Here is a 16,916-nt window from a genome sequence, read left to right as displayed (position 1 = left end):
CGCACGAACCCATCCGCGCGCTCTACAGCCCCGCTGCCATCAGCACGAGGCCCCAGACCACCGCGATCACGTACAGCAGGGCCAAGATGATGACGTTCTCGCGCGCGTTGTGGTTCGTGCGGAACAGCACCAAAAAGCCCACGCCTGCCGACACGAGCGTGCCGGCCATGAGCGGTCCGAACCCGAGCATGCCCTCCAGGTACAGCTGCGTGATAACCACGCTTGCCGCGCAGTTCGGGACGAGACCGACAAGCGCCGAGGCGAACACCGCGAGCGCCTGGTTACCGGCGACGAACGAGGCGAGCGCGCCCTCTCCCACCGTCTCGAGGATCGCGATGAGAGCGAACGTCACAACGAAGATGAACACGGTCACCTGCACGGTGTGGGACACGGCGCTCAGCACGATCGAGCGCAGGGCGCCGTGACCATGGTCGTGCCCATGCCCCTCATGCGCATGGTCGTGATGGTCGGCATCGTCATCGCACCCGCAGTGGTCGTGCTCGCACAGGCGATGGATGTGCGAGGCGCCCTCGCCCGCTTCGGCCATCTCGTCGAGCAGGTCGCGCCCCGCCTCGGCGCCGCGCGCGGCACGGCGCAGCGCGGTGTGGGCGCGCGCGTTCCTGCGCAGCACGCGCAGGCCGAAATCGATGCCCAGGCCGGTGATCGCGGCGACCGCCGCCTTGGCGAGCAGCACGAACGCAAGCGAGCCGGCGTCGGTCCGCTCCGCCAGAAGCATCGGCAGCATCTCGTCGGATGTCGACAAGAAGACCGCGACGAGCGTGCCAAGCGTGATGACGCGTCCCGCGTACAGCGTCGCGCCCATGGCGGAGAACCCGCACTGCGGCACGATGCCGAGCAGCGCTCCCACCACCGGGCCCGCCGCGCCCGCACGACGCACCGCCGCGTTGACGCGCTCGCCCGCCGCGTGCTCAAGCGCCTCGAGCGCCAGATAGGTTATCAGCAGGAACGGCACGAGCGGTAAGGTGTCCTCGACCGCATGCTCGAGCAGATGAAGAAGAAGTTCCATGGAGCGCAGCTCCCTTTCGTATAATCGTCTTCCGGCAGATAAGGTTAGTACCCATTTGTACGCCGTGTGTGAAACGACCGAGGATGTTCCGGCATCAACACAAGTTCCGGTATTGTATCCACGTTAGTTGCACAAGGCAAACTATTCACAAGAACACGAGAGGTGAGCAGCGTGAACGTCAATCAGGCACTCGAGTACTCGATGCAGCCCTTTATCCCCATGTTCATCTACGGCGACTACGACGCCATGGAGTCGGAGCGCCAGCGCGGCGAGGAGGCCATGAAGGCCCTCATCGACGAGTGGCGCGTGAACGACGAGCCCGGGTTCTCGTTCGACGTGATCCTGGAGCTCGCCGACCGCAACCGCGAGCTGTGCGACCAGATCGGAGAGGCGCGCCTGCGCAACCTGTCCTCCCCGCTGCTCGCGCGCTCGCTTTCCGATGCCGACACCTGCGCGGGCATCGGCAAGCTGCAGGGTCGCGGCGCCGGCGTCGTGGCGCGCGCCGTCCGCGGCGACCGCGACGCCTACGCGGTCGAATGGGTCCGCAAGCCCATCAAGGGCTGCGTGCTCGGCATCGATATCGAGACCACCGGGCGCGCGCCGGAGCGCGGCTACATCATCAACGTGGGCTGGGAGATCATGGAGCTCACGAGCGACGCGGTGCCCCATGATGCTGAGGCCCACTACTGCGGCCTGCCCGAGATGTACCGCGAGGCGGGCATCCCCTTGGCCGACATCCACCACATCACGTGGTCCGACGTCGAGGGCAAGACGCCGTTCCGCGAGGACAAGGAGCTGCACAAGACGCTCATCAAGCTCATGAAGAAGTATCCGTACATGGCGCACAACGCGGCGTTCGAGGATTCGTGGTTCATGATGCATCTGCCCGGTTACGCCGAGCTGCGCCGCGCGGGCAAGATCCTGCCCATCGATACGCGCCAGATCTGCCGCTCCATCGACGAGGAGGTCCGCACCCTGCCGCGCGAGAGCGCGCCGGCGAGCTTGGAGAACTGGGCGCGTCGCCGCGGCACGCTTGCCGCCGACGCCGCCGAGCAGCACCTCGGCCTCGACGACACGGACCTCATGCTGCGCACCGTGCAGGCAGAGTTCAATCGCAAGAGCATGTTCAAGGCGTAAGCGAGACGTTTCATATCCGCTTGCAACGCGGGCCCTTGCCGGAATACCGTCCGGCAAGGGCCCGCGTTTTTGTGCGCGACGGGTTGAAACGAACCCGTCCCCAGCCAACCCATCACCTGGAAAAACCCCTTGACATATGAACATGCGCTCATATAATCGGAGCTGACAGAAATATGAACGTCTGTTCATATGAGAAAGGAGGCAAAAATGAGCGTGCCTCAGCAACAATTGGACGGCGGAGACATGACGGCCACCGCCCATGAGCCCGCAGAGCTCGCCACGACCTGCTCGCCTGAGGACCTTCCCGACGAGGAGCTTCTGTACGACCTCGCGGACCTGTTCAAGGTGTTCTCGGACACCACGCGCATCAAGATTCTCTACGCCCTCATGGGCCGCGAGCTGTGCGTGGCCGACATCGCCGCCGCAACGGAAACGTCCCAGTCGGCCGTGTCGCACCAGCTGCGCATCCTCAAGCAGTCTCACCTCGTCAAATTCCGGCGCGACGGCCGCAACATCAACTACTCGCTCGCCGACGACCACGTGTACACCATGCTCAACCAGGGCATGAGCCATATCTGCGAATAACGACCGAAAGGAACCATCATGCGCAAGTCCTTCAAGCTCGACGAAATCGATTGCGCCAACTGCGCCCAGAAGCTCGAGGATGCCATCTCGAAGCTCGACGGCGTCGAGAAGGCGAGCGTCAACTTCATGACGCAAAAGCTCACCCTCACCGCCGCCGACGACCGGTTCGACGAGGTGCTCGACCGCGTGGTCAAGCTCACCGCCGATCTTGAGCCCGACTGCGAGATCCTGCGTTAGAGGATACGAAAAAGCCGACCGCGCGGGCAGGCGCGGGCGGCTCGAATCAACCGGCACATCTCATACCGTTGACACGGCAAGTATAGACCCATTCAGGTGATCGAACCATGAACAAGAAACAGAAGCGCTGGAGGAACCGCATCGTCCTCGCGCTCGTCATCTTCATCGTCGTGTACGCCGTCGAAGAGCTCGGCGTGCTCGGCGCCATCTTCGGAGCGCCCGGCGACCTGTACGCAAGCTTCGCGCTCTTCCTCATCCCCTACCTCATCGCCGGCTACGACGTCCTGCAGAAGGCATGGCGCAACATCCGCCACGGCCAGGCGTTCGACGAGAGCTTCCTCATGACGGTGGCGACCATCGGTGCCTTCGCCATGGTGTTTTTCCCCGAGGCCGAGCCGCACATGGCGGAAGGCGCCGCGGTCATGCTGTTCTACCAGGTCGGCGAGCTGTTCCAGAGCTATGCCGTGGGCCAGAGCCGCAAGTCCATCAGCGACATGATGGACATCGCCCCCGACTACGCCAACATCGAGCAGGACGGGCAGCTCGTCGAGGTCGACCCCGATGAGGTCCAGGTCGGCGACATCATCGTCGTCAAGCCCGGCGAGCGCGTGCCGATCGACGGCGTCATCACCGAGGGCGTAAGTCAGCTCGACACCGCCGCGCTCACCGGCGAGTCCATCCCCCGCCACGTGGAGCCGGGCGCCGACGTCATCTCCGGCTGCATCAACATGACCGGCATGCTGCACATCCGCACGACCAAGCCGTTCGGTGAGTCCACCGTCTCGCGCATCCTCGAGCTCGTGGAGAACGCGAGCGAGAAGAAGGCGCGGACCGAGAACTTCATCACGCGCTTCGCCCGCTGGTACACGCCGATCGTCACCGGCGCCGCCGTGCTGCTCGCCGTGATCCCGCCCCTGCTCGGCATGGGCGCCTGGTCCGATTGGATCCTGCGCGGCCTCACGTTTTTGGTGGTCTCCTGCCCCTGCGCCCTGGTGATCAGCGTGCCGCTGTCGTTTTTCGGCGGCATCGGCGGCGCTTCCAAGCTCGGCATCCTCGTCAAGGGCTCGAACTACCTGGAGCTGCTCTCCAAGGTCGATACCGTGGTGTTCGACAAGACGGGCACGCTCACGAACGGCACGTTCAACGTGGTCGCCATCCATCCCGAGGCGGGCGTCGACCCCGATTACGTGCTCTCCAACGCCGCATATGCCGAGGCGTTCTCCGATCACCCCATCGCGGTGTCCGTGCGCCAGGCGTACTCCGGCGAGATCGACCAGGCGCGCATCCGCGACGTCAAGGAGGAGTCGGGCCACGGCGTGTCCGCGCACGTTGACGAGCACGTGGTCATGGTCGGCAACGACAAGCTCATGGCCGAGCACGGCGCCCGCTGGCACGAATGCGACCTGACCGGGACCATCCTGCACGTCACGGTCGACGGCCGCTACATCGGCCACATCGTGATCGCCGACGTGGTGAAAGACGATGCCGAGCAGACCATACGCGACCTGCACGCCGCCGGCGTGACCAAGTGCGTCATGCTCACCGGAGACCGGCGCGACGTCGCCGAGGCCGTGGGCGGCAAGCTCGGGCTCGACGAGGTCCACGCCCAGCTCCTGCCCGCCGACAAGGTCAGCGCCGTCGAGCGCCTGCTCGGCTTCGAGCGCGGCGACGCCAAGCTCGCGTTCGTGGGCGACGGCATCAACGACGCGCCGGTGCTCACCCGCGCGGACGTGGGCATCGCCATGGGGGCCATGGGTTCGGACGCCGCCATCGAGGCCGCCGACGTGGTCCTCATGGACGACAAGCCGTCCAAAATCGCCCGCGCCATCCGCATCGCGCGCAAGACCATGCGCATCGTGTGGCAGAACATCGTGTTCGCGCTCGCGGTGAAGATCGCGATCCTGCTGCTCGCAGCGATCGGCGTGGCGAACATGTGGCTCGCGGTGTTCGGCGACGTCGGCGTGGCGATCATCGCGATCCTGAACGCGATGCGCGCCATGCGGGTGAAGGGGGTCTAGAGGGTCGGCGCTCACATGAGTCATGTGGGGACGGGGCCGGTTCAACCCATGGCGGCGCGCTGCGCCGACGTGGGTTGAACCGGCCCCGTCCCCCATTGCACCACTAGGCCATATGCGCCTTGAGCTTTTGGAAGCTGTCCTCGGACAGGCAGTGCTCCATGTGGCAGGCCTCCTCGGCCGCGAGCTCCGGCTCGACGCCGGCTGCGATAAGCAGGTCGCGGAAGAAGACATGCCGTTCCAGGATCTCGTGCGCCACCTGCGCCCCCACCTCGGTGAGCCGGACGTCGCGTTTGACGACCTCGATGAATCCCTTGCCCTCCAACGTCGACAGGGCCTTGGAGACGCTTGCCTTGGTCACCCCGAGATGCTCGGCGATGTCGATGGCGCGAACAGCTCCGCGCTCCTGCTGGAGCACCAAGATGGCCTCGAGATAATCCTCGCCCGATTCGCGCAACCGCATGTCGCAACCCTTTCGATCGGTTAGTTAGTTATAGCGAACTCATACTACCTCAAAAAGTTTGTTATATCAAACAAATCGCCCTGCACCGGACAGCGGTGCAGGGCTTGCGGTAAAGCGGCATGAAGCGCGACGCGATGCGGATGGCTCGTCTCTAGTCGAACACCTCGACGAGCTCGATCTCGAAGTTGAGGTCCTTGCCCGCCATCTCGTGGTTCGCGTCGAGCATGACGCCCTCGTCGTTCACCTCGAGCACGACCGCGGGGATCGGCTGGCCCGCGGGGCCGGACAGGTAGACGTGGTCGCCCGCATGCACCTGGTCGATGTTGGGCACCTGATCGGCCGGAATCCTGAAGACGAGCTCCTTGCGGTGCTGACCGTAGGCCTGGTCGGCCGGGATATGGACGGTCTTCTTCTCGCCCACCTCCATATCCATCACCGCCGCGTCGAAACCGGCGATCATCTGATGGGCGCCGCAGGTGAACTCGATCGGCTCGCCGCGATCGTAGCTGGAATCGAACTGCGTGCCGTCGTCAAGCGTGCCGCGGTAGTGCGCGCGGACCTTCTTGCCGTCGTTGGACATGTGCATCCTCGTTTCTGTCATACCGTCTCGCCCCTTGTGGGCGCAGACATGCAGTGGTCACTATACCCCATGCGCCGCAATCATGCCGCGCGCGGCGCATTCGTGCCATCGAGCGAGATATGCACACAAATTCGAGTACAATGGCCCAGAAAAGTTCCCGGCCCGGAGCCGGGGCAGGTCGCGCAAGCAGCCGGTCGGCACCTGCTGGCCCGGCGCCCCGCCCGATGAAAGGATGAGATCATGGCAGATTCCACAGCACGCGATCGCGACGCCCTTGCAGACAGGGAGCTCGAGCAGGCGTCGGGCGGCATGAGCATCGACGAGATCAGGGACCTCACGGACTCGTACCGCAACTTCCTCGAACAGGCGAACAACGCAGCTGAAACCGCGTCCGGCCTGCTGAAAGACCAGGCGCAGCGCCTGTAAGCGGCCGCATGCCGGGATTTCACGCAGTGCGGACCACGAATTACTCAGATACCGGCATCTGAGCATCGGCACGAAACGAAAAAGGGACTTTTGGGTACATGTTTTCCGGTCCGCCGAGTAGACCCTCATCAGCATAATGTATATCATACTGATTTAGATATGTTGCCATATGCAAACGGTGGGTTACTCAACCAACCGGAAAACATGTACCCAAAAGTCCCAAATTCGTTCAGACAGTAATTCAAGAAGTATTCTATTAAACGCAATATATAAAACAGGGGTATAGTGCCGAAAACTCCGGCATTATACCCCGATCCCACCACGCCGTTGAGCGGTCCGGCCGCCTGGGCTCTACAGATAATCGGCAGGCACGCGCCCTTGACGCTACCTGCGCAGCTTGGCGTCGATCAACTCAGCGAGCACCTCGCCCAGATCGTGGCCCGCAACGCGCATCATCTGCGGGAAGCGCGAGTAATAGGTCATGCCCGGCGTGGAGTTAACCTCGTTGAAGACGACCTCGCCCTCCGGCGTCACGAACAGGTCCACGCGCGCGAACCCGGAGCAACCGAGCGCCTCGTAGACCGTGCGACCCGCCTCGCGGACGCGGGCCATGACATCGGCTGGAAGCTCGGCAGGGCAGCGCAGCTCGGTATTGGCGCCGGGATCCTTCTCCAGATGGATACGGAAGAAGCCATCTCCAGTGATGACGATCTCGTCGACCTCGCCCATCGTGATGCCGTGGATGGAGTCGCCCATGACGGCGCACCCCACCTCGACACCCGTGATGGCCTCCTCGACGGCGACCTTCTCGTCGAGCGCGAACGCGGCATCGAGCGCGGCGCGGTAGGCCGCCTCATCGGAGGCCTTGGAGACGCCGATGGACGAGCCCCCGCGAGCGGGCTTCACGAACACGGGGTAGCCGCCGCACTTCTCGATGACGGCGTGGCACGCCTCGTCGGAGGCGCCGCGGTAGAGCACTTCGCACTTGGGCGAGCGAACGCCGGCGGCTGCCGCCAGACGGTGGGACGCGTCCTTGTCCATGCATACCGCGGAGGCGAGCACGCCGCAGCCGACGTACGGCACGCCGCATGCCTCGAGCGTGCCCTGCACCGTGCCGTCCTCGCCGCCCTGGCCATGGAGCACGGGCAGCGCCACATCGACCGGCAGCTCCACGAACTCGCCCTGGACAAGCTCCATGAAGCCGCCGCGCGCGTCCTCGCTGCAGCCGGGGATGAGCACCACGGGGTTCACGTCGTGGTCCTCCCATGCGCCGGACACGATATCCGCGACATCGCCCGAATAGTGGAACCACGCGCCGTCGCGGTCGATGCCGATGAGAACCGGCTCGAAGCGGTCGCGCGGCAGCTGCGCGATGACGTTGTCGGCGGATTTGAGCGAGATATCGTGCTCGGTGGAGATGCCACCGAAGAGGATCGCAACCTTGATCATGGTCATCTGTCCTTTCCGATCGGGCGACGGGGCGCCGCGCGTGCAAGGGGCACCCATTATAGCGACGCGACCCCGCATGCCCTCTCGCCGCCGCGGGCGCCTAAGCGCCTGACCACGGCAAACCGCCGCTGCGTCACGGAGAATTCACGGCAGGGTCCGCACAGGGCAGGCGAGCGTGCTATGCTGTGCCGCATGAAACGCACAGCAGCCCTTTCGGCTTCAACCTTCACGCTCTACGTCGATGGCGCCGGACAGCGCATCCCCGTGACCGTCACGCGCAAGCGCGTGCGCAACCTCAACCTGCGCGTACGCGGGGACGGTTCCGTGGCGATGAGCATCCCCGCGCGCACGAGCGTTGCCACCGCGCAGGAGTTCTTGGACCGCAAGAGCGCGTGGATCGTCGAGCGCGTGCGGCGCAGACGCGAGGTCATTTCCGCCCCGCTCCACCCCGAAGAGCTCGAAACCGTCATGCTGTGGGGAGCGCCGGTGCCGACGGAACGCGCGCTCGATGACGCGGGCATCCACCACGGCGCTGCGGCGCGCCCCTCGACATTCAGAGCCATGCTGCAGGACGGGCCGTCCGTGCCTGCCCGCATGTCGCCCGACGAGTACGGGCGCCTCGTCGACAAGCTGTATCGGCGCGAGATCGAGCGCGCGCTGCCCGAGGTGGTCGAACGCGTCGAGGCGACCATGGGCGTGCATGCGAGCAGCTGGAGCATCCGGTCCATGAAGACCCGCTGGGGGTCGTGCACGCCTGCGACCCGTGCCATCCGTATCAACGCGCGCCTGGCGGCCTATCCTCCGCTTTGCCTGGAGATGGTCGTCACCCACGAGCTCGTGCACCTCATCGAGCCGAGCCACAACGCGCGCTTCCACGCGCTGCTCGACACCTACTGCCCGAGGAATCGCGAGGCTTCCGCGCTGCTTCGCCGATCGTGAGCCGCGTGCGGCAGACCCCTCGACTTATCGCGCCGCTACCCACCGCCAGCGCGACGACAGAGCGCGCGCCGATCTCGAAATGGCAGCGAGCGATGCCCAGATCGATCTTTGCACACGGCCCCAGCCCCAAGCGCGCCCGCACGCCGGGCACCTCGCCCTCGACGAGCTCGAACGAGAACGCCTGCTGGTTCATGGCCGTCGGGGCGAGCTGGGCGGCACGCATGCCGGCTGCGAACCATTCCGGCATGGCCGCAGGTCCGCCCGGCACACGGCACAGGCTCGTCACGGGCTTGACCTTATGGGACGCGCCGGACGTCTCGCCGTACCCGAGCGCGAGGATCGCCGGACGCGCCTCGCCTGGCATCGTGCGGGCGGCGCCCCGTTTGCGGTAGGTCATGGCGACCCAGCAGGTGTTGAGGCCCAGCAGCTGGGCGGCGAGCACGACCTGCTCCCCGTAATACCCGACCGTCTCATCCAGGCGCGGGCCCTTGCGCCCGATGAGCGCCACGTGGTTGCGCACCCCGCGAAACGACCCGTAGTGAGCGAGGGCGCCGTCGAACGCGGACGGGTCGTCTGCGACGAGCGTGAAGCTCAGCCCTGCCGCCTCGTTGCAGCCGTCTATGACGGACTGGAGCTCCCGCAGCGCATCGGCATCGATTCTCTTATCTCGGTAGCTGCGCACCGAATGGCGCGCCTCCATGGCGTCAAGCAGATGGGCATCGTCCCAGCGCGCAAGCGCATCGACCGTCCCGAAAGAGCTCGTATCGATTTCCATGGCACCCTCTCCCCTTTCTCCGGATTCCTATTCGACCCGCTTGCCGCCGCAGCCATCCCCCGCACTCTCGGCGCGGCGCGCGACCTGTCTCACGAACCCCTCCGCGTCGCCTGCCAGGCGCGCCATCCGCGTCCACAGGGCCAGATCGGCGCTCACGTGATAGAAGTTTCTGGTTCCCATCTCGTACATATCTACGAGGCCCGCCTCGCGCAGCACCTTGAGATGATGCGAGACGGCCGGGCGCGACAGGTTGACGCACACGGTGAGCTCGCCCACGCGCATGCCTCCCCAATGGCGCAGCAGCTCGATGAAGATCTGCTGGCGGCTCTCGTTGCCGAGCGCGATGAACACCTGGCGGCATGAGGAGAACTCCTCGGCAAGCTCCGTCATGCGCCGCGGCGCGAAGGCGTCCCAGGCCGAATCCGCAGGCTCGCGGGGCTCGATGGACTCCCGCTCGGAGTCGCAAGGATCGCGCATGGTGCTGCCTCCTCACGTCAACGGTCGAAGATCTTGAACCATTGTAGAAAGCGCATTCGCCCCTGTCAGCATCGGTAAAGGTATTCGAGACGAACGGGCGCGGGCGCGGGTCGGCGCCGTATCCGCCCGCATCCTGGGACTCTCGGACTACCCGACAGCTTCCTGTTGCCGCAGCTCATCCGAAGCTCGATAGCGAACCGCCCGGGCGCGCCCCGACTTGACCAGCGCTCCGGAGGCCACCATACCGTTGATGACCTTGAGCGCCGTGTCGCGTCCGACGTCAAGCGCCCGCTGAGCTTCCTCGCGCGAGAAATCGCCTCGTTCGAGTGCGAAGGATATCATGAACCGCTCGAGACGACGCGGGCCCGTATCCGCAGGGCTGTCCCCGATGCGTTCCATATGCTTGACCCGAACGCCCGCCGGGGCGCCGGCGACCTCCCGTCCGGCCGCGTCCGCCGCGCGAGTTCCCTCTTGTGCACGATCGAGCGCGCACCTCTCCGCACGCGCCCGGTCATATGCCGCCTTCACGCGCACGGGCAGAGCCCCCATCGCATCGAGTTCGTCGAAAGCCTCCTGGCCCCCGCGAAGATCGGGGCCGCTGTTCGCCGTCAGGCTCATGTGCGGGTTGCGCGTCGTGTTGACGTTCGGCAGCACGAGCGTGAAGAAGGAGCCCTCTGCCTCGATACGCGCTGCAAGCCCCTCGTGTTCATACAGCTTCCAGATCTTGGGAAGGCCGGACCCGTACGCCTCGACTTCTCCCAAGCGGCCGAACAGCGCCAGCAACCGGGGGTTTCGCGGCGAGGACTCCCGCGTGATGGCCTGTTGCGCGGTGATGCCGAACAGGCCTCCGAACGAGGTGAACGAAAGCTCCGTGCGGCACATCTTCACCAGCGTGGGTACGCAGAGGCTCTCATCGTAATCGCGGTGGATGATGGCGTTGAGCAGGCCCTCGCGCAGCGCGTCATCAGGATAGTCGCGCTGATCGATCCTCGTGTTCGACGGGAAATACGACCTGAGGTTGTTCGCGAGGCGCAAAAAGCCGAGCGCCCGCTCGTACTGGCCGAGGATCGAGCCCTCGCACTCGATGCGGTTCAAAAACTCGGTGCCGGCGTCGTCGTTGAAGACGGCGCACTTCAGGGTGAAGGGGTTCTGGTCGGAGACGAGCAGGGCGAGATTCGAGTAGAACCCGTCGCGGGCGAGCATGCCGAGCGCCCGAAAGCGTTCCGGGAAGAACTCGACGCCGTGCTCCCGGAAGACGCGCCCGGCCTCGTCGAAGGTGAGCTCCTGCACCCTTGCGTGGCGCGTCTCGAAAAAATCATCGTCGGCTTCGCGGATCATGCGCCGGATGTCCCGGCGGCCCATCGGCACGGTCGCAGGCCCCAGGCGGATGAACACGCCAGCCGGAACCAGGCCCTTTGAAGCCAGGTAGTAGGGCTTCTCATCACCCGCCTCGACGGACACGAGCACGGTGTCTTTGCCCTCGAGCTTGACGGGCTCGATATGCACGAGGTGCGCGAGCGGTGGGCAGATGACATCATGCACGAGGTTCGAGACCTTGAGCATCTCGCTGTCGATATCGTCGACGCCGATCACCCGGCCAAAATCGTCGATACCGATATAGATGTCTCCACCGGTTCCGTTTGCAAATGCGATGATTGTCCTGACGATACGTTCGGTAACTGTGCGTTTGAACTCGATGCGTTCCGTTTCCCGGTACTCCATCGCCCGCCTCCTCTCGTCGATATATCGACGATAGTACCACGGCGTGCGGACATCGTTGCGTGCGGGCGTGACAGCACGACAGAAGAATCGTCAACCCGGGCGGCCGCCTGACCGCCCGGGTTGACGATTCCCCGCCTTGTTGTCACGCCTGGGATGGAAGCCGCTACCTCGTGCGGACGATCTCCACCGCGACGGTGCGCAGCGGCAGGCCGATCGGGGCCCAGGGCTTCTCCAGGCGCACGCGGACGCCCACGAGCGCGTCGTGGCGGGCGAGCAGGCGATCGGCAACGCCCTCCGCCGCGGCCTCGATCAGCTTGAACGTATGGTCGCGCAGGAAATCGTCGACCTCGTGGCACACCTTGCCGTAATCGATCGACGCGCGCAGGTCATCGGTGCGCCCCGCCTCGCGCAGGCTTGTGTAGAGCGTGAGCGAGACGATGAACTTCTGGCCGAGCGCGCGCTCCTCGGAATATACGCCGTGGTTAGCGAAGACCTCCAGGCCGTCAATCTGGATCTTATCGGCTCCGGACAGGTCGGCCGCCGTCCAGCGGGCTATGGCCGTCCTCGTGGCGGGCAGCCCGGCCTCGCGCCGCGCGAGCTCCGCGCCCTCGGTCGGCGTGGCGTTTTCCGGCAGATGCTTTTGATGCTTCTTGCCCATGGCAATCTCCCCTTTCGTCCCCGCCCCGCATGCGAGAGGGTCAAAAGGGCGTCCAGCCCTTTGCCCCCATCAGATGCGGATGGCGAGGTTCTGCTGTTCTGTCGGCCAGTTGCATTCGGGGCGTGCGGGGCAGGCGAAGCAGGGGCGCGACAGCTTGTCGGCCCGATACAGCAGGCTGCCGAGCGGCGAGACGGCCGCATCGGATACGCGGTGCGCGCCGATGGCATCTGCGATGAGGTCCTGCTCCGCAGGCGAGAATGCACGGTCGCCATCTACCGTACCCATTATTTCGCGCGCGATGCGCACCCCGGCGACATCGTGCGGCTCGCCCGTCTGGTACTGCGCCGCGCGCCCGATATCGTGCAAAAGCGCCGTGGCGTAGACGACGTCGCGCGGCAGGTCCGCGCCTTCCTCCAGCACGCCGATCCACATGATGCGCGCCACGTCCATCAGGTGCGCGAGGTCATGGCGGCAGAAGGCGCGCGTGCGCTCGAGCTCCTGTATGCGAGCGAGATGTCCCTGAAAGACCGGGTGGCGCCAGACGGCATCCGCCCGGGGCATGGCCGCGCAGGCGGCCTTTCCGCAGCGCTCCACTAGCGCCCCAGCATGCGGAAGAAGCGCTCCTCGAGCGACGGGTCCTCCGCGAACGCGCCGCGGCGGGCGCAGGTGACCGTACTGGTGCCCGGCTTCTGAACGCCGCGCATGGTCATGCACATGTGCTCCGCCTCGATGAGCACGATGGCGCCGCGGCATCCGAGATCCTCCATGAGGACGTCGGCGATCTGGGCGCACAGGCGCTCCTGCAGCTGCAGGCGGCGCGCGAAGACCTCGACGGTGCGCGCGAGCTTGGAGAGGCCCGCCACCCGCCCGTCGGGAATGTAGCCGATGGCGACCTTCCCGTAAAACGGCAGCAGATGGTGCTCGCACAGGGAGTAGAACGTGATGTCGCGCTCGATCACCATGTCGTCCGCCTCGACCGCGAACGTTTTGGCCAGATGCGTCGCGGGGTCCTGGTCCATACCGCCCGCGAGCTCGGCGTACATGCGCGCCACACGGTCGGGGGTCTCGATGAGCCCCTCGCGCATCGGGTCCTCGCCGATACCCTCGAGCAGCAGGCTGATCGCCTGGCGCACCTTTTCCTGATCGACCATGAACATCCCTTCGAACGCATGCCGCTGACTGCGTTATCGTACCACCACGACGCCCGCCACCGGACCCGCCATTGGAGACGGGCCCGGCGGCGGGTCGTGCCTACATCGTGTGCGTGCTGTAGACCTCTTCGTCCTGCCAGAGGCGCACGGCCTCGGACAGCGGCACGCCCAGCTCGGCCGCGGCCTCGCGCGTGGCGTTGAGGTCGATCACCCGCTGGTTGGACGACCCGTGGAACCGCAGCGTGATGTCGTAGAGCTCCTGCACCCACGGCCCGTCGACCAGGATGTCGATGCAGGCGAGCAGCCGGTCGGTCACCTCGGTGCGATGGCGGCCGCCCTCCATGAGCTCGTCGAGCGTGTCGCCCGTGAAGCACCAGATGGTCTTGCCGCAGCCGCGCGGATAGCGCGCGCGGACGCGCTCGACGAACTCGACGAGCCCCGCCTGGTTCTCGGGCTCCATGGGCTCGCCGCCCAGGATCGTGAGCCCGTCGACGTAGCCGGGCGCCAGGCTCTCGATGATCGCATCCTCCACCTCGCGCGTGAACGGCTCGCCCGCCTCGAAGCTCCATGCGCCGGAGTTGAAGCACCCCGGGCAGCCGCGCCTGCATCCGGAGACGAACAGCGTCGTGCGCACGCCCTCCCCGTTGGCGATATCGAAGTTCTTGATCTCGGCGTAGTTCACGCGTGCTCCACTTCTCACCGTGCCAGCAACGATCCATCATGCAATGTCGACAGCAGCCCTCTAGGTAGAGTACTCAGTCAGCGAGCGGGCATCTGACGAGGCGAGGTGACCCGAACGAGGAGGGCATAGGCCTTAAGGCCATGCCCGACAAGTGAGGGACAGATCGCCCGTCAGATGCCCGCGCAGCGTCGAGCAGTTCCGCGGTTCGGTAGAACCGCGGAACTACAGGTGCAGCACGCGGTCGCGGATCTCCTCGGTGCGGCCCTGGTTCCAGAACTGCGTGCCGATGTAGCCGCAGGTGCGGCGCGCCACGTTGAGCTTCTCCTGGTCGCGGTTGCCGCAGTTGGGGCACTCCCACACCAGCTTGCCGTCGTCCTCCACGATCTTGATCTCGCCGTCGTAGCCGCACACCTGGCAGTAGTCGCTCTTGGTGTTGAGCTCCGCGTACATGATGTTGTCGTAGATGTACTGCATCACGCGGATGACGGCCTTGAGGTTGTCCTGCATGTTGGGCACCTCGACGTAGGAGATGGCGCCGCCGGGCGACAGCTGCTGGAACTCGCTTTCGAACTTCAGCTTGTCGAACGCGTCGATCTCCTCGGAAACGTGCACGTGGTAGGAGTTCGTGATGTAGCCCTTGTCCGTCACGCCCGGGATGATGCCGAAGCGGCGCTGCAGGCACTTGGCGAACTTGTAGGTCGTCGACTCGAGCGGGGTGCCATACAGCGAGAAGTCGATGTCGGACGCCGCCTTCCACTCTGCGCACTTGTCGTTCATGTGCTGCATGACCTTGAGGGCGAAGTCCTTGCCGCGCTCGTCGGTGTGGGAGGCACCGGTCATGAACTTCACGCACTCGTACAGGCCCGCATAGCCCAGGCTGATCGTGGAGTAGCCGCCGTAGAGCAGCTTGTCGATGGTCTCGCCCTTGTCCAGGCGCGCGAGCGCGCCGTACTGCCACAGGATCGGCGCCGCGTCGGACAGCGTGCCCTTCAGGCGCTCGTGACGGCACATGAGGGCCTTGTGGCAGAGCTCCAGGCGCTCGTCGAAGATCTCCCAGAACTTGTCCGCGTCGCCGTGGGACGACAGCGCGACGTCGGGCAGGTTGATGGTCACGACGCCCTGGTTGAAGCGGCCGTAGTACTTGGGCTTGCCCGGCTCGTAGTTCTTGGCGCGCGCCACGTTGTCAAACCCGTTGCCGGAGCGGTCGGGCGTCAGGAAGCTGCGGCAGCCCATGCAGGTGTAGCAGTCGCCGTTGCCCTCGGTCTCCCCCTTCGACAGCTTGTACTTGCGCATCATCTTCTCGGAGATGTAGTCGGGCACCATGCGCTTGGCGGTGCACTTGGCGGCGAGCTGCGTCAGGTAGAAGTACGGGGAGTCCTCGTGGATGTTGTCCTCCTCAAGCACGTAGATGAGCTTGGGGAACGCGGGCGTGATCCACACGCCGGCCTCGTTCTTCACGCCCTCGTAGCGCTGGCGCAGGGTCTCCTCGATGATCATGGCCAGATCGTGCTTCTCGGCGGGCGTGCGCGCCTCGTTGAGGTACATGAACACCGTGACGAACGGTGCCTGGCCGTTGGTGGTCATAAGGGTCACGACTTGGTACTGGATGGTCTGCACGCCGCGGCGGATCTCGTCGCGCAGGCGGTCTTCGACCACGGAGGCGATCTTGTCCTCGGAGGCGTCCACGCCGAGCTCTTCGAGCTCGCGCAGCACCTGGCCGCGGATCTTCTGGCGCGAGACGTCGACGAACGGCGCCAGGTGCGTCAGCGAGATGGACTGGCCGCCGTACTGGCACGAGGCCACCTGGGCGATGATCTGCGTGGCGATGTTGCAGGCGGTCGAGAAGCTGTGCGGGCGCTCGATGAGCGTGCCGGAGATGACCGTGCCGTTCTGCAGCATGTCGTCGAGATTCACCAGGTCGCAGTTGTGCATGTGCTGCGCGAAGTAGTCGGAATCGTGGAAGTGGATGAGGCCCTCGTTGTGGGCGTCGACCACGTCGGAGGGCAGCAGCACGCGCTGGGTCAGGTCCTTGGAGACCTCGCCGGCCATGTAGTCGCGCTGCACGGAGTTCACGGTCGGGTTCTTGTTGGAGTTCTCCTGCTTGACCTCTTCGTTGTTGCACTCGATGAGCGACAGGATCTTGTCGTCGGTGGTGTTCTTCTGGCGCTTCAGGCTCTGCACGTAGCGGTAGATGATGTAGTGGCGGGCGACCTCGTAGTGGTCGAGCGCCATGATCTCGTCCTCGACGAGATCCTGGATCTCCTCGACCGACACGGTATGGCCAGCGTTCTCGCATGCCTCCGCCACGTTCTGGGACGCGAAGACGATCTCGCGCTCCGTCATGCGCTCACGCTCTTTCACCTCGCGGTTGGCGCCGCGAATCGCGTTCGAGATCTTCTCGATGTCGAATGCGACCTCGGTACCGTTGCGCTTGATGATTTTCATATCGATGCCCTTCGATAGTCATGTTCGTGCCCGGAGAGCGCCGACCGGCCCTTTCGCACCCGACGGCGCGAATCCGATTGCCCGGCTCTTCTCCAGCACCGCCCGCCATCCGCCCCGCAAAACGGTGCCGCCGAGTCTGGGACGCCCC

Annotated in this window: 18 protein-coding genes; 6 read left to right on the top strand and 12 right to left on the bottom strand. The window is 65.3% G+C overall.

What is annotated here, in order from left to right; genetic code table 11:
- Positions 1 to 22: 22 nt before the first annotated feature.
- A complete protein-coding gene (locus QVN30_RS01560) occupies positions 23 to 1,027 on the bottom strand; it encodes a putative manganese transporter (RefSeq protein ID WP_289835168.1) in 1,005 nt (334 codons plus the stop codon).
- Between the two features lie 171 nt (positions 1,028 to 1,198).
- Here QVN30_RS01560 and QVN30_RS01555 point away from each other — a divergent pair, with 171 nt between their 5' ends.
- From QVN30_RS01555 to QVN30_RS01540, 4 genes are all read left to right on the top strand, one after another.
- Positions 1,199 to 2,164, top strand: coding sequence for a 3'-5' exonuclease (locus tag QVN30_RS01555; protein WP_204565156.1), 966 nt, complete (start codon positions 1,199 to 1,201; stop codon positions 2,162 to 2,164).
- Between the two features lie 243 nt (positions 2,165 to 2,407).
- Positions 2,408 to 2,749 carry an ArsR/SmtB family transcription factor gene (locus QVN30_RS01550; RefSeq protein WP_087199962.1) on the top strand — a complete coding sequence of 114 codons (342 nt, stop codon included), beginning with the start codon at positions 2,408 to 2,410 and terminating at the stop codon, positions 2,747 to 2,749.
- Between the two features lie 18 nt (positions 2,750 to 2,767).
- Positions 2,768 to 2,986 carry a cation transporter gene (locus tag QVN30_RS01545; RefSeq protein WP_066834292.1) on the top strand — a complete coding sequence of 73 codons (219 nt, stop codon included), beginning with the start codon at positions 2,768 to 2,770 and terminating at the stop codon, positions 2,984 to 2,986.
- 107 nt (positions 2,987 to 3,093) lie between these two features.
- Positions 3,094 to 5,004 (top strand): heavy metal translocating P-type ATPase, encoded by a 1,911-nt coding sequence (locus tag QVN30_RS01540; protein WP_289835167.1) that lies wholly within the window; start codon positions 3,094 to 3,096, stop codon positions 5,002 to 5,004.
- Between the two features lie 103 nt (positions 5,005 to 5,107).
- Here QVN30_RS01540 and QVN30_RS01535 read toward each other — a convergent pair whose 3' ends face one another.
- Both QVN30_RS01535 and QVN30_RS01530 read right to left on the bottom strand, forming a co-directional pair.
- On the bottom strand, positions 5,108 to 5,464 hold the full coding sequence (locus tag QVN30_RS01535; protein WP_204571120.1) for a metal-dependent transcriptional regulator: 357 nt from the start codon (positions 5,462 to 5,464) through the stop codon (positions 5,108 to 5,110).
- A 151-nt stretch (positions 5,465 to 5,615) separates the two neighbouring features.
- On the bottom strand, positions 5,616 to 6,044 hold the full coding sequence (locus QVN30_RS01530; RefSeq protein ID WP_204571146.1) for an FKBP-type peptidyl-prolyl cis-trans isomerase: 429 nt from the start codon (positions 6,042 to 6,044) through the stop codon (positions 5,616 to 5,618).
- Between the two features lie 240 nt (positions 6,045 to 6,284).
- On the opposite strand from QVN30_RS01530, the gene QVN30_RS01525 reads away from it, so the two are divergent.
- Positions 6,285 to 6,470 (top strand): hypothetical protein, encoded by a 186-nt coding sequence (locus QVN30_RS01525; RefSeq protein ID WP_289835166.1) that lies wholly within the window; start codon positions 6,285 to 6,287, stop codon positions 6,468 to 6,470.
- A 384-nt stretch (positions 6,471 to 6,854) separates the two neighbouring features.
- Here the strand turns inward: QVN30_RS01525 and QVN30_RS01520 are convergent, their stop codons facing one another.
- Positions 6,855 to 7,919: a D-alanine--D-alanine ligase family protein gene (locus QVN30_RS01520; RefSeq protein WP_289835165.1), complete on the bottom strand. Its 1,065-nt coding sequence runs from the start codon at positions 7,917 to 7,919 to the stop codon at positions 6,855 to 6,857.
- A 192-nt stretch (positions 7,920 to 8,111) separates the two neighbouring features.
- Here QVN30_RS01520 and QVN30_RS01515 point away from each other — a divergent pair, with 192 nt between their 5' ends.
- Entirely contained in the window at positions 8,112 to 8,858 is a 747-nt protein-coding gene (locus QVN30_RS01515) for a M48 family metallopeptidase (protein ID WP_289835164.1), read from the top strand.
- Here the strand turns inward: QVN30_RS01515 and QVN30_RS01510 are convergent.
- The 8 genes from QVN30_RS01510 to nrdD all read right to left on the bottom strand — a co-directional run bounded on the left by QVN30_RS01510 (position 8,764) and on the right by nrdD (position 16,768).
- Entirely contained in the window at positions 8,764 to 9,633 is an 870-nt protein-coding gene (locus QVN30_RS01510; RefSeq protein ID WP_087199830.1) for a nitroreductase family protein, read from the bottom strand. The two genes, QVN30_RS01515 and QVN30_RS01510, sit on opposite strands and share 95 nt — an antisense overlap.
- A 27-nt stretch (positions 9,634 to 9,660) precedes the next feature.
- Positions 9,661 to 10,110, bottom strand: coding sequence for an ArsR/SmtB family transcription factor (locus QVN30_RS01505; RefSeq protein ID WP_289835163.1), 450 nt, complete (start codon positions 10,108 to 10,110; stop codon positions 9,661 to 9,663).
- A gap of 147 nt (positions 10,111 to 10,257) precedes the next feature.
- The gene (locus QVN30_RS01500) at positions 10,258 to 11,832 is read right to left on the bottom strand and encodes an RNA/DNA-binding domain-containing protein (protein WP_289835161.1); all 1,575 of its coding nucleotides are present in this window, start codon (positions 11,830 to 11,832) and stop codon (positions 10,258 to 10,260) included.
- Between the two features lie 163 nt (positions 11,833 to 11,995).
- Positions 11,996 to 12,490 carry a dihydroneopterin aldolase gene (folB, locus tag QVN30_RS01495; protein ID WP_204571114.1) on the bottom strand — a complete coding sequence of 165 codons (495 nt, stop codon included), beginning with the start codon at positions 12,488 to 12,490 and terminating at the stop codon, positions 11,996 to 11,998.
- 69 nt (positions 12,491 to 12,559) lie between these two features.
- Positions 12,560 to 13,051, bottom strand: coding sequence for an HD domain-containing protein (locus QVN30_RS01490; RefSeq protein WP_289835159.1), 492 nt, complete (start codon positions 13,049 to 13,051; stop codon positions 12,560 to 12,562).
- Between the two features lie 32 nt (positions 13,052 to 13,083).
- The gene (gene folE, locus QVN30_RS01485) at positions 13,084 to 13,641 is read right to left on the bottom strand and encodes a GTP cyclohydrolase I FolE (RefSeq protein ID WP_289835158.1); all 558 of its coding nucleotides are present in this window, start codon (positions 13,639 to 13,641) and stop codon (positions 13,084 to 13,086) included.
- A 100-nt stretch (positions 13,642 to 13,741) separates the two neighbouring features.
- A complete protein-coding gene (gene nrdG / locus QVN30_RS01480; protein ID WP_204588441.1) occupies positions 13,742 to 14,323 on the bottom strand; it encodes an anaerobic ribonucleoside-triphosphate reductase activating protein in 582 nt (193 codons plus the stop codon).
- 222 nt (positions 14,324 to 14,545) lie between these two features.
- Positions 14,546 to 16,768: an anaerobic ribonucleoside-triphosphate reductase gene (nrdD, locus tag QVN30_RS01475; protein ID WP_087199843.1), complete on the bottom strand. Its 2,223-nt coding sequence runs from the start codon at positions 16,766 to 16,768 to the stop codon at positions 14,546 to 14,548.
- Between the last annotated feature and the right edge of the window lie 148 nt (positions 16,769 to 16,916).

The organism is Collinsella ihumii (genome assembly GCF_030385545.1).
In the GTDB taxonomy this organism is placed as follows: Bacteria; Actinomycetota; Coriobacteriia; order Coriobacteriales; family Coriobacteriaceae; genus Collinsella; species Collinsella ihumii.
Note: the sequence above shows the minus strand (reverse complement) of the source record. Positions and strands in the feature narration are given on the sequence as shown.

Bases quoted from the DNA above. Each gene is read 5' to 3' on its own strand.
- QVN30_RS01560 (WP_289835168.1), bottom strand. From the start codon at position 1,027: ATGGAACTTCTTCTTCATCTGCTCGAGCATGCGGTCGAGGACACCTTA.
- QVN30_RS01550 (WP_087199962.1), top strand. From the start codon at position 2,408: ATGACGGCCACCGCCCATGAGCCCGCAGAGCTCGCCACGACCTGCTCG.
- QVN30_RS01545 (WP_066834292.1), top strand. From the start codon at position 2,768: ATGCGCAAGTCCTTCAAGCTCGACGAAATCGATTGCGCCAACTGCGCC.
- QVN30_RS01540 (WP_289835167.1), top strand. From the start codon at position 3,094: ATGAACAAGAAACAGAAGCGCTGGAGGAACCGCATCGTCCTCGCGCTC.
- QVN30_RS01535 (WP_204571120.1), bottom strand. From the start codon at position 5,464: ATGCGGTTGCGCGAATCGGGCGAGGATTATCTCGAGGCCATCTTGGTG.
- QVN30_RS01530 (WP_204571146.1), bottom strand. From the start codon at position 6,044: ATGTCCAACGACGGCAAGAAGGTCCGCGCGCACTACCGCGGCACGCTT.
- QVN30_RS01525 (WP_289835166.1), top strand. From the start codon at position 6,285: ATGGCAGATTCCACAGCACGCGATCGCGACGCCCTTGCAGACAGGGAG.
- QVN30_RS01520 (WP_289835165.1), bottom strand. From the start codon at position 7,919: ATGATCAAGGTTGCGATCCTCTTCGGTGGCATCTCCACCGAGCACGAT.
- QVN30_RS01515 (WP_289835164.1), top strand. From the start codon at position 8,112: ATGAAACGCACAGCAGCCCTTTCGGCTTCAACCTTCACGCTCTACGTC.
- QVN30_RS01510 (WP_087199830.1), bottom strand. From the start codon at position 9,633: ATGGAAATCGATACGAGCTCTTTCGGGACGGTCGATGCGCTTGCGCGC.
- QVN30_RS01505 (WP_289835163.1), bottom strand. From the start codon at position 10,110: ATGCGCGATCCTTGCGACTCCGAGCGGGAGTCCATCGAGCCCCGCGAG.
- QVN30_RS01500 (WP_289835161.1), bottom strand. From the start codon at position 11,832: ATGGAGTACCGGGAAACGGAACGCATCGAGTTCAAACGCACAGTTACC.
- folB (WP_204571114.1), bottom strand. From the start codon at position 12,490: ATGGGCAAGAAGCATCAAAAGCATCTGCCGGAAAACGCCACGCCGACC.
- QVN30_RS01490 (WP_289835159.1), bottom strand. From the start codon at position 13,051: ATGCCCCGGGCGGATGCCGTCTGGCGCCACCCGGTCTTTCAGGGACAT.
- folE (WP_289835158.1), bottom strand. From the start codon at position 13,641: ATGGTCGATCAGGAAAAGGTGCGCCAGGCGATCAGCCTGCTGCTCGAG.
- nrdD (WP_087199843.1), bottom strand. From the start codon at position 16,768: ATGAAAATCATCAAGCGCAACGGTACCGAGGTCGCATTCGACATCGAG.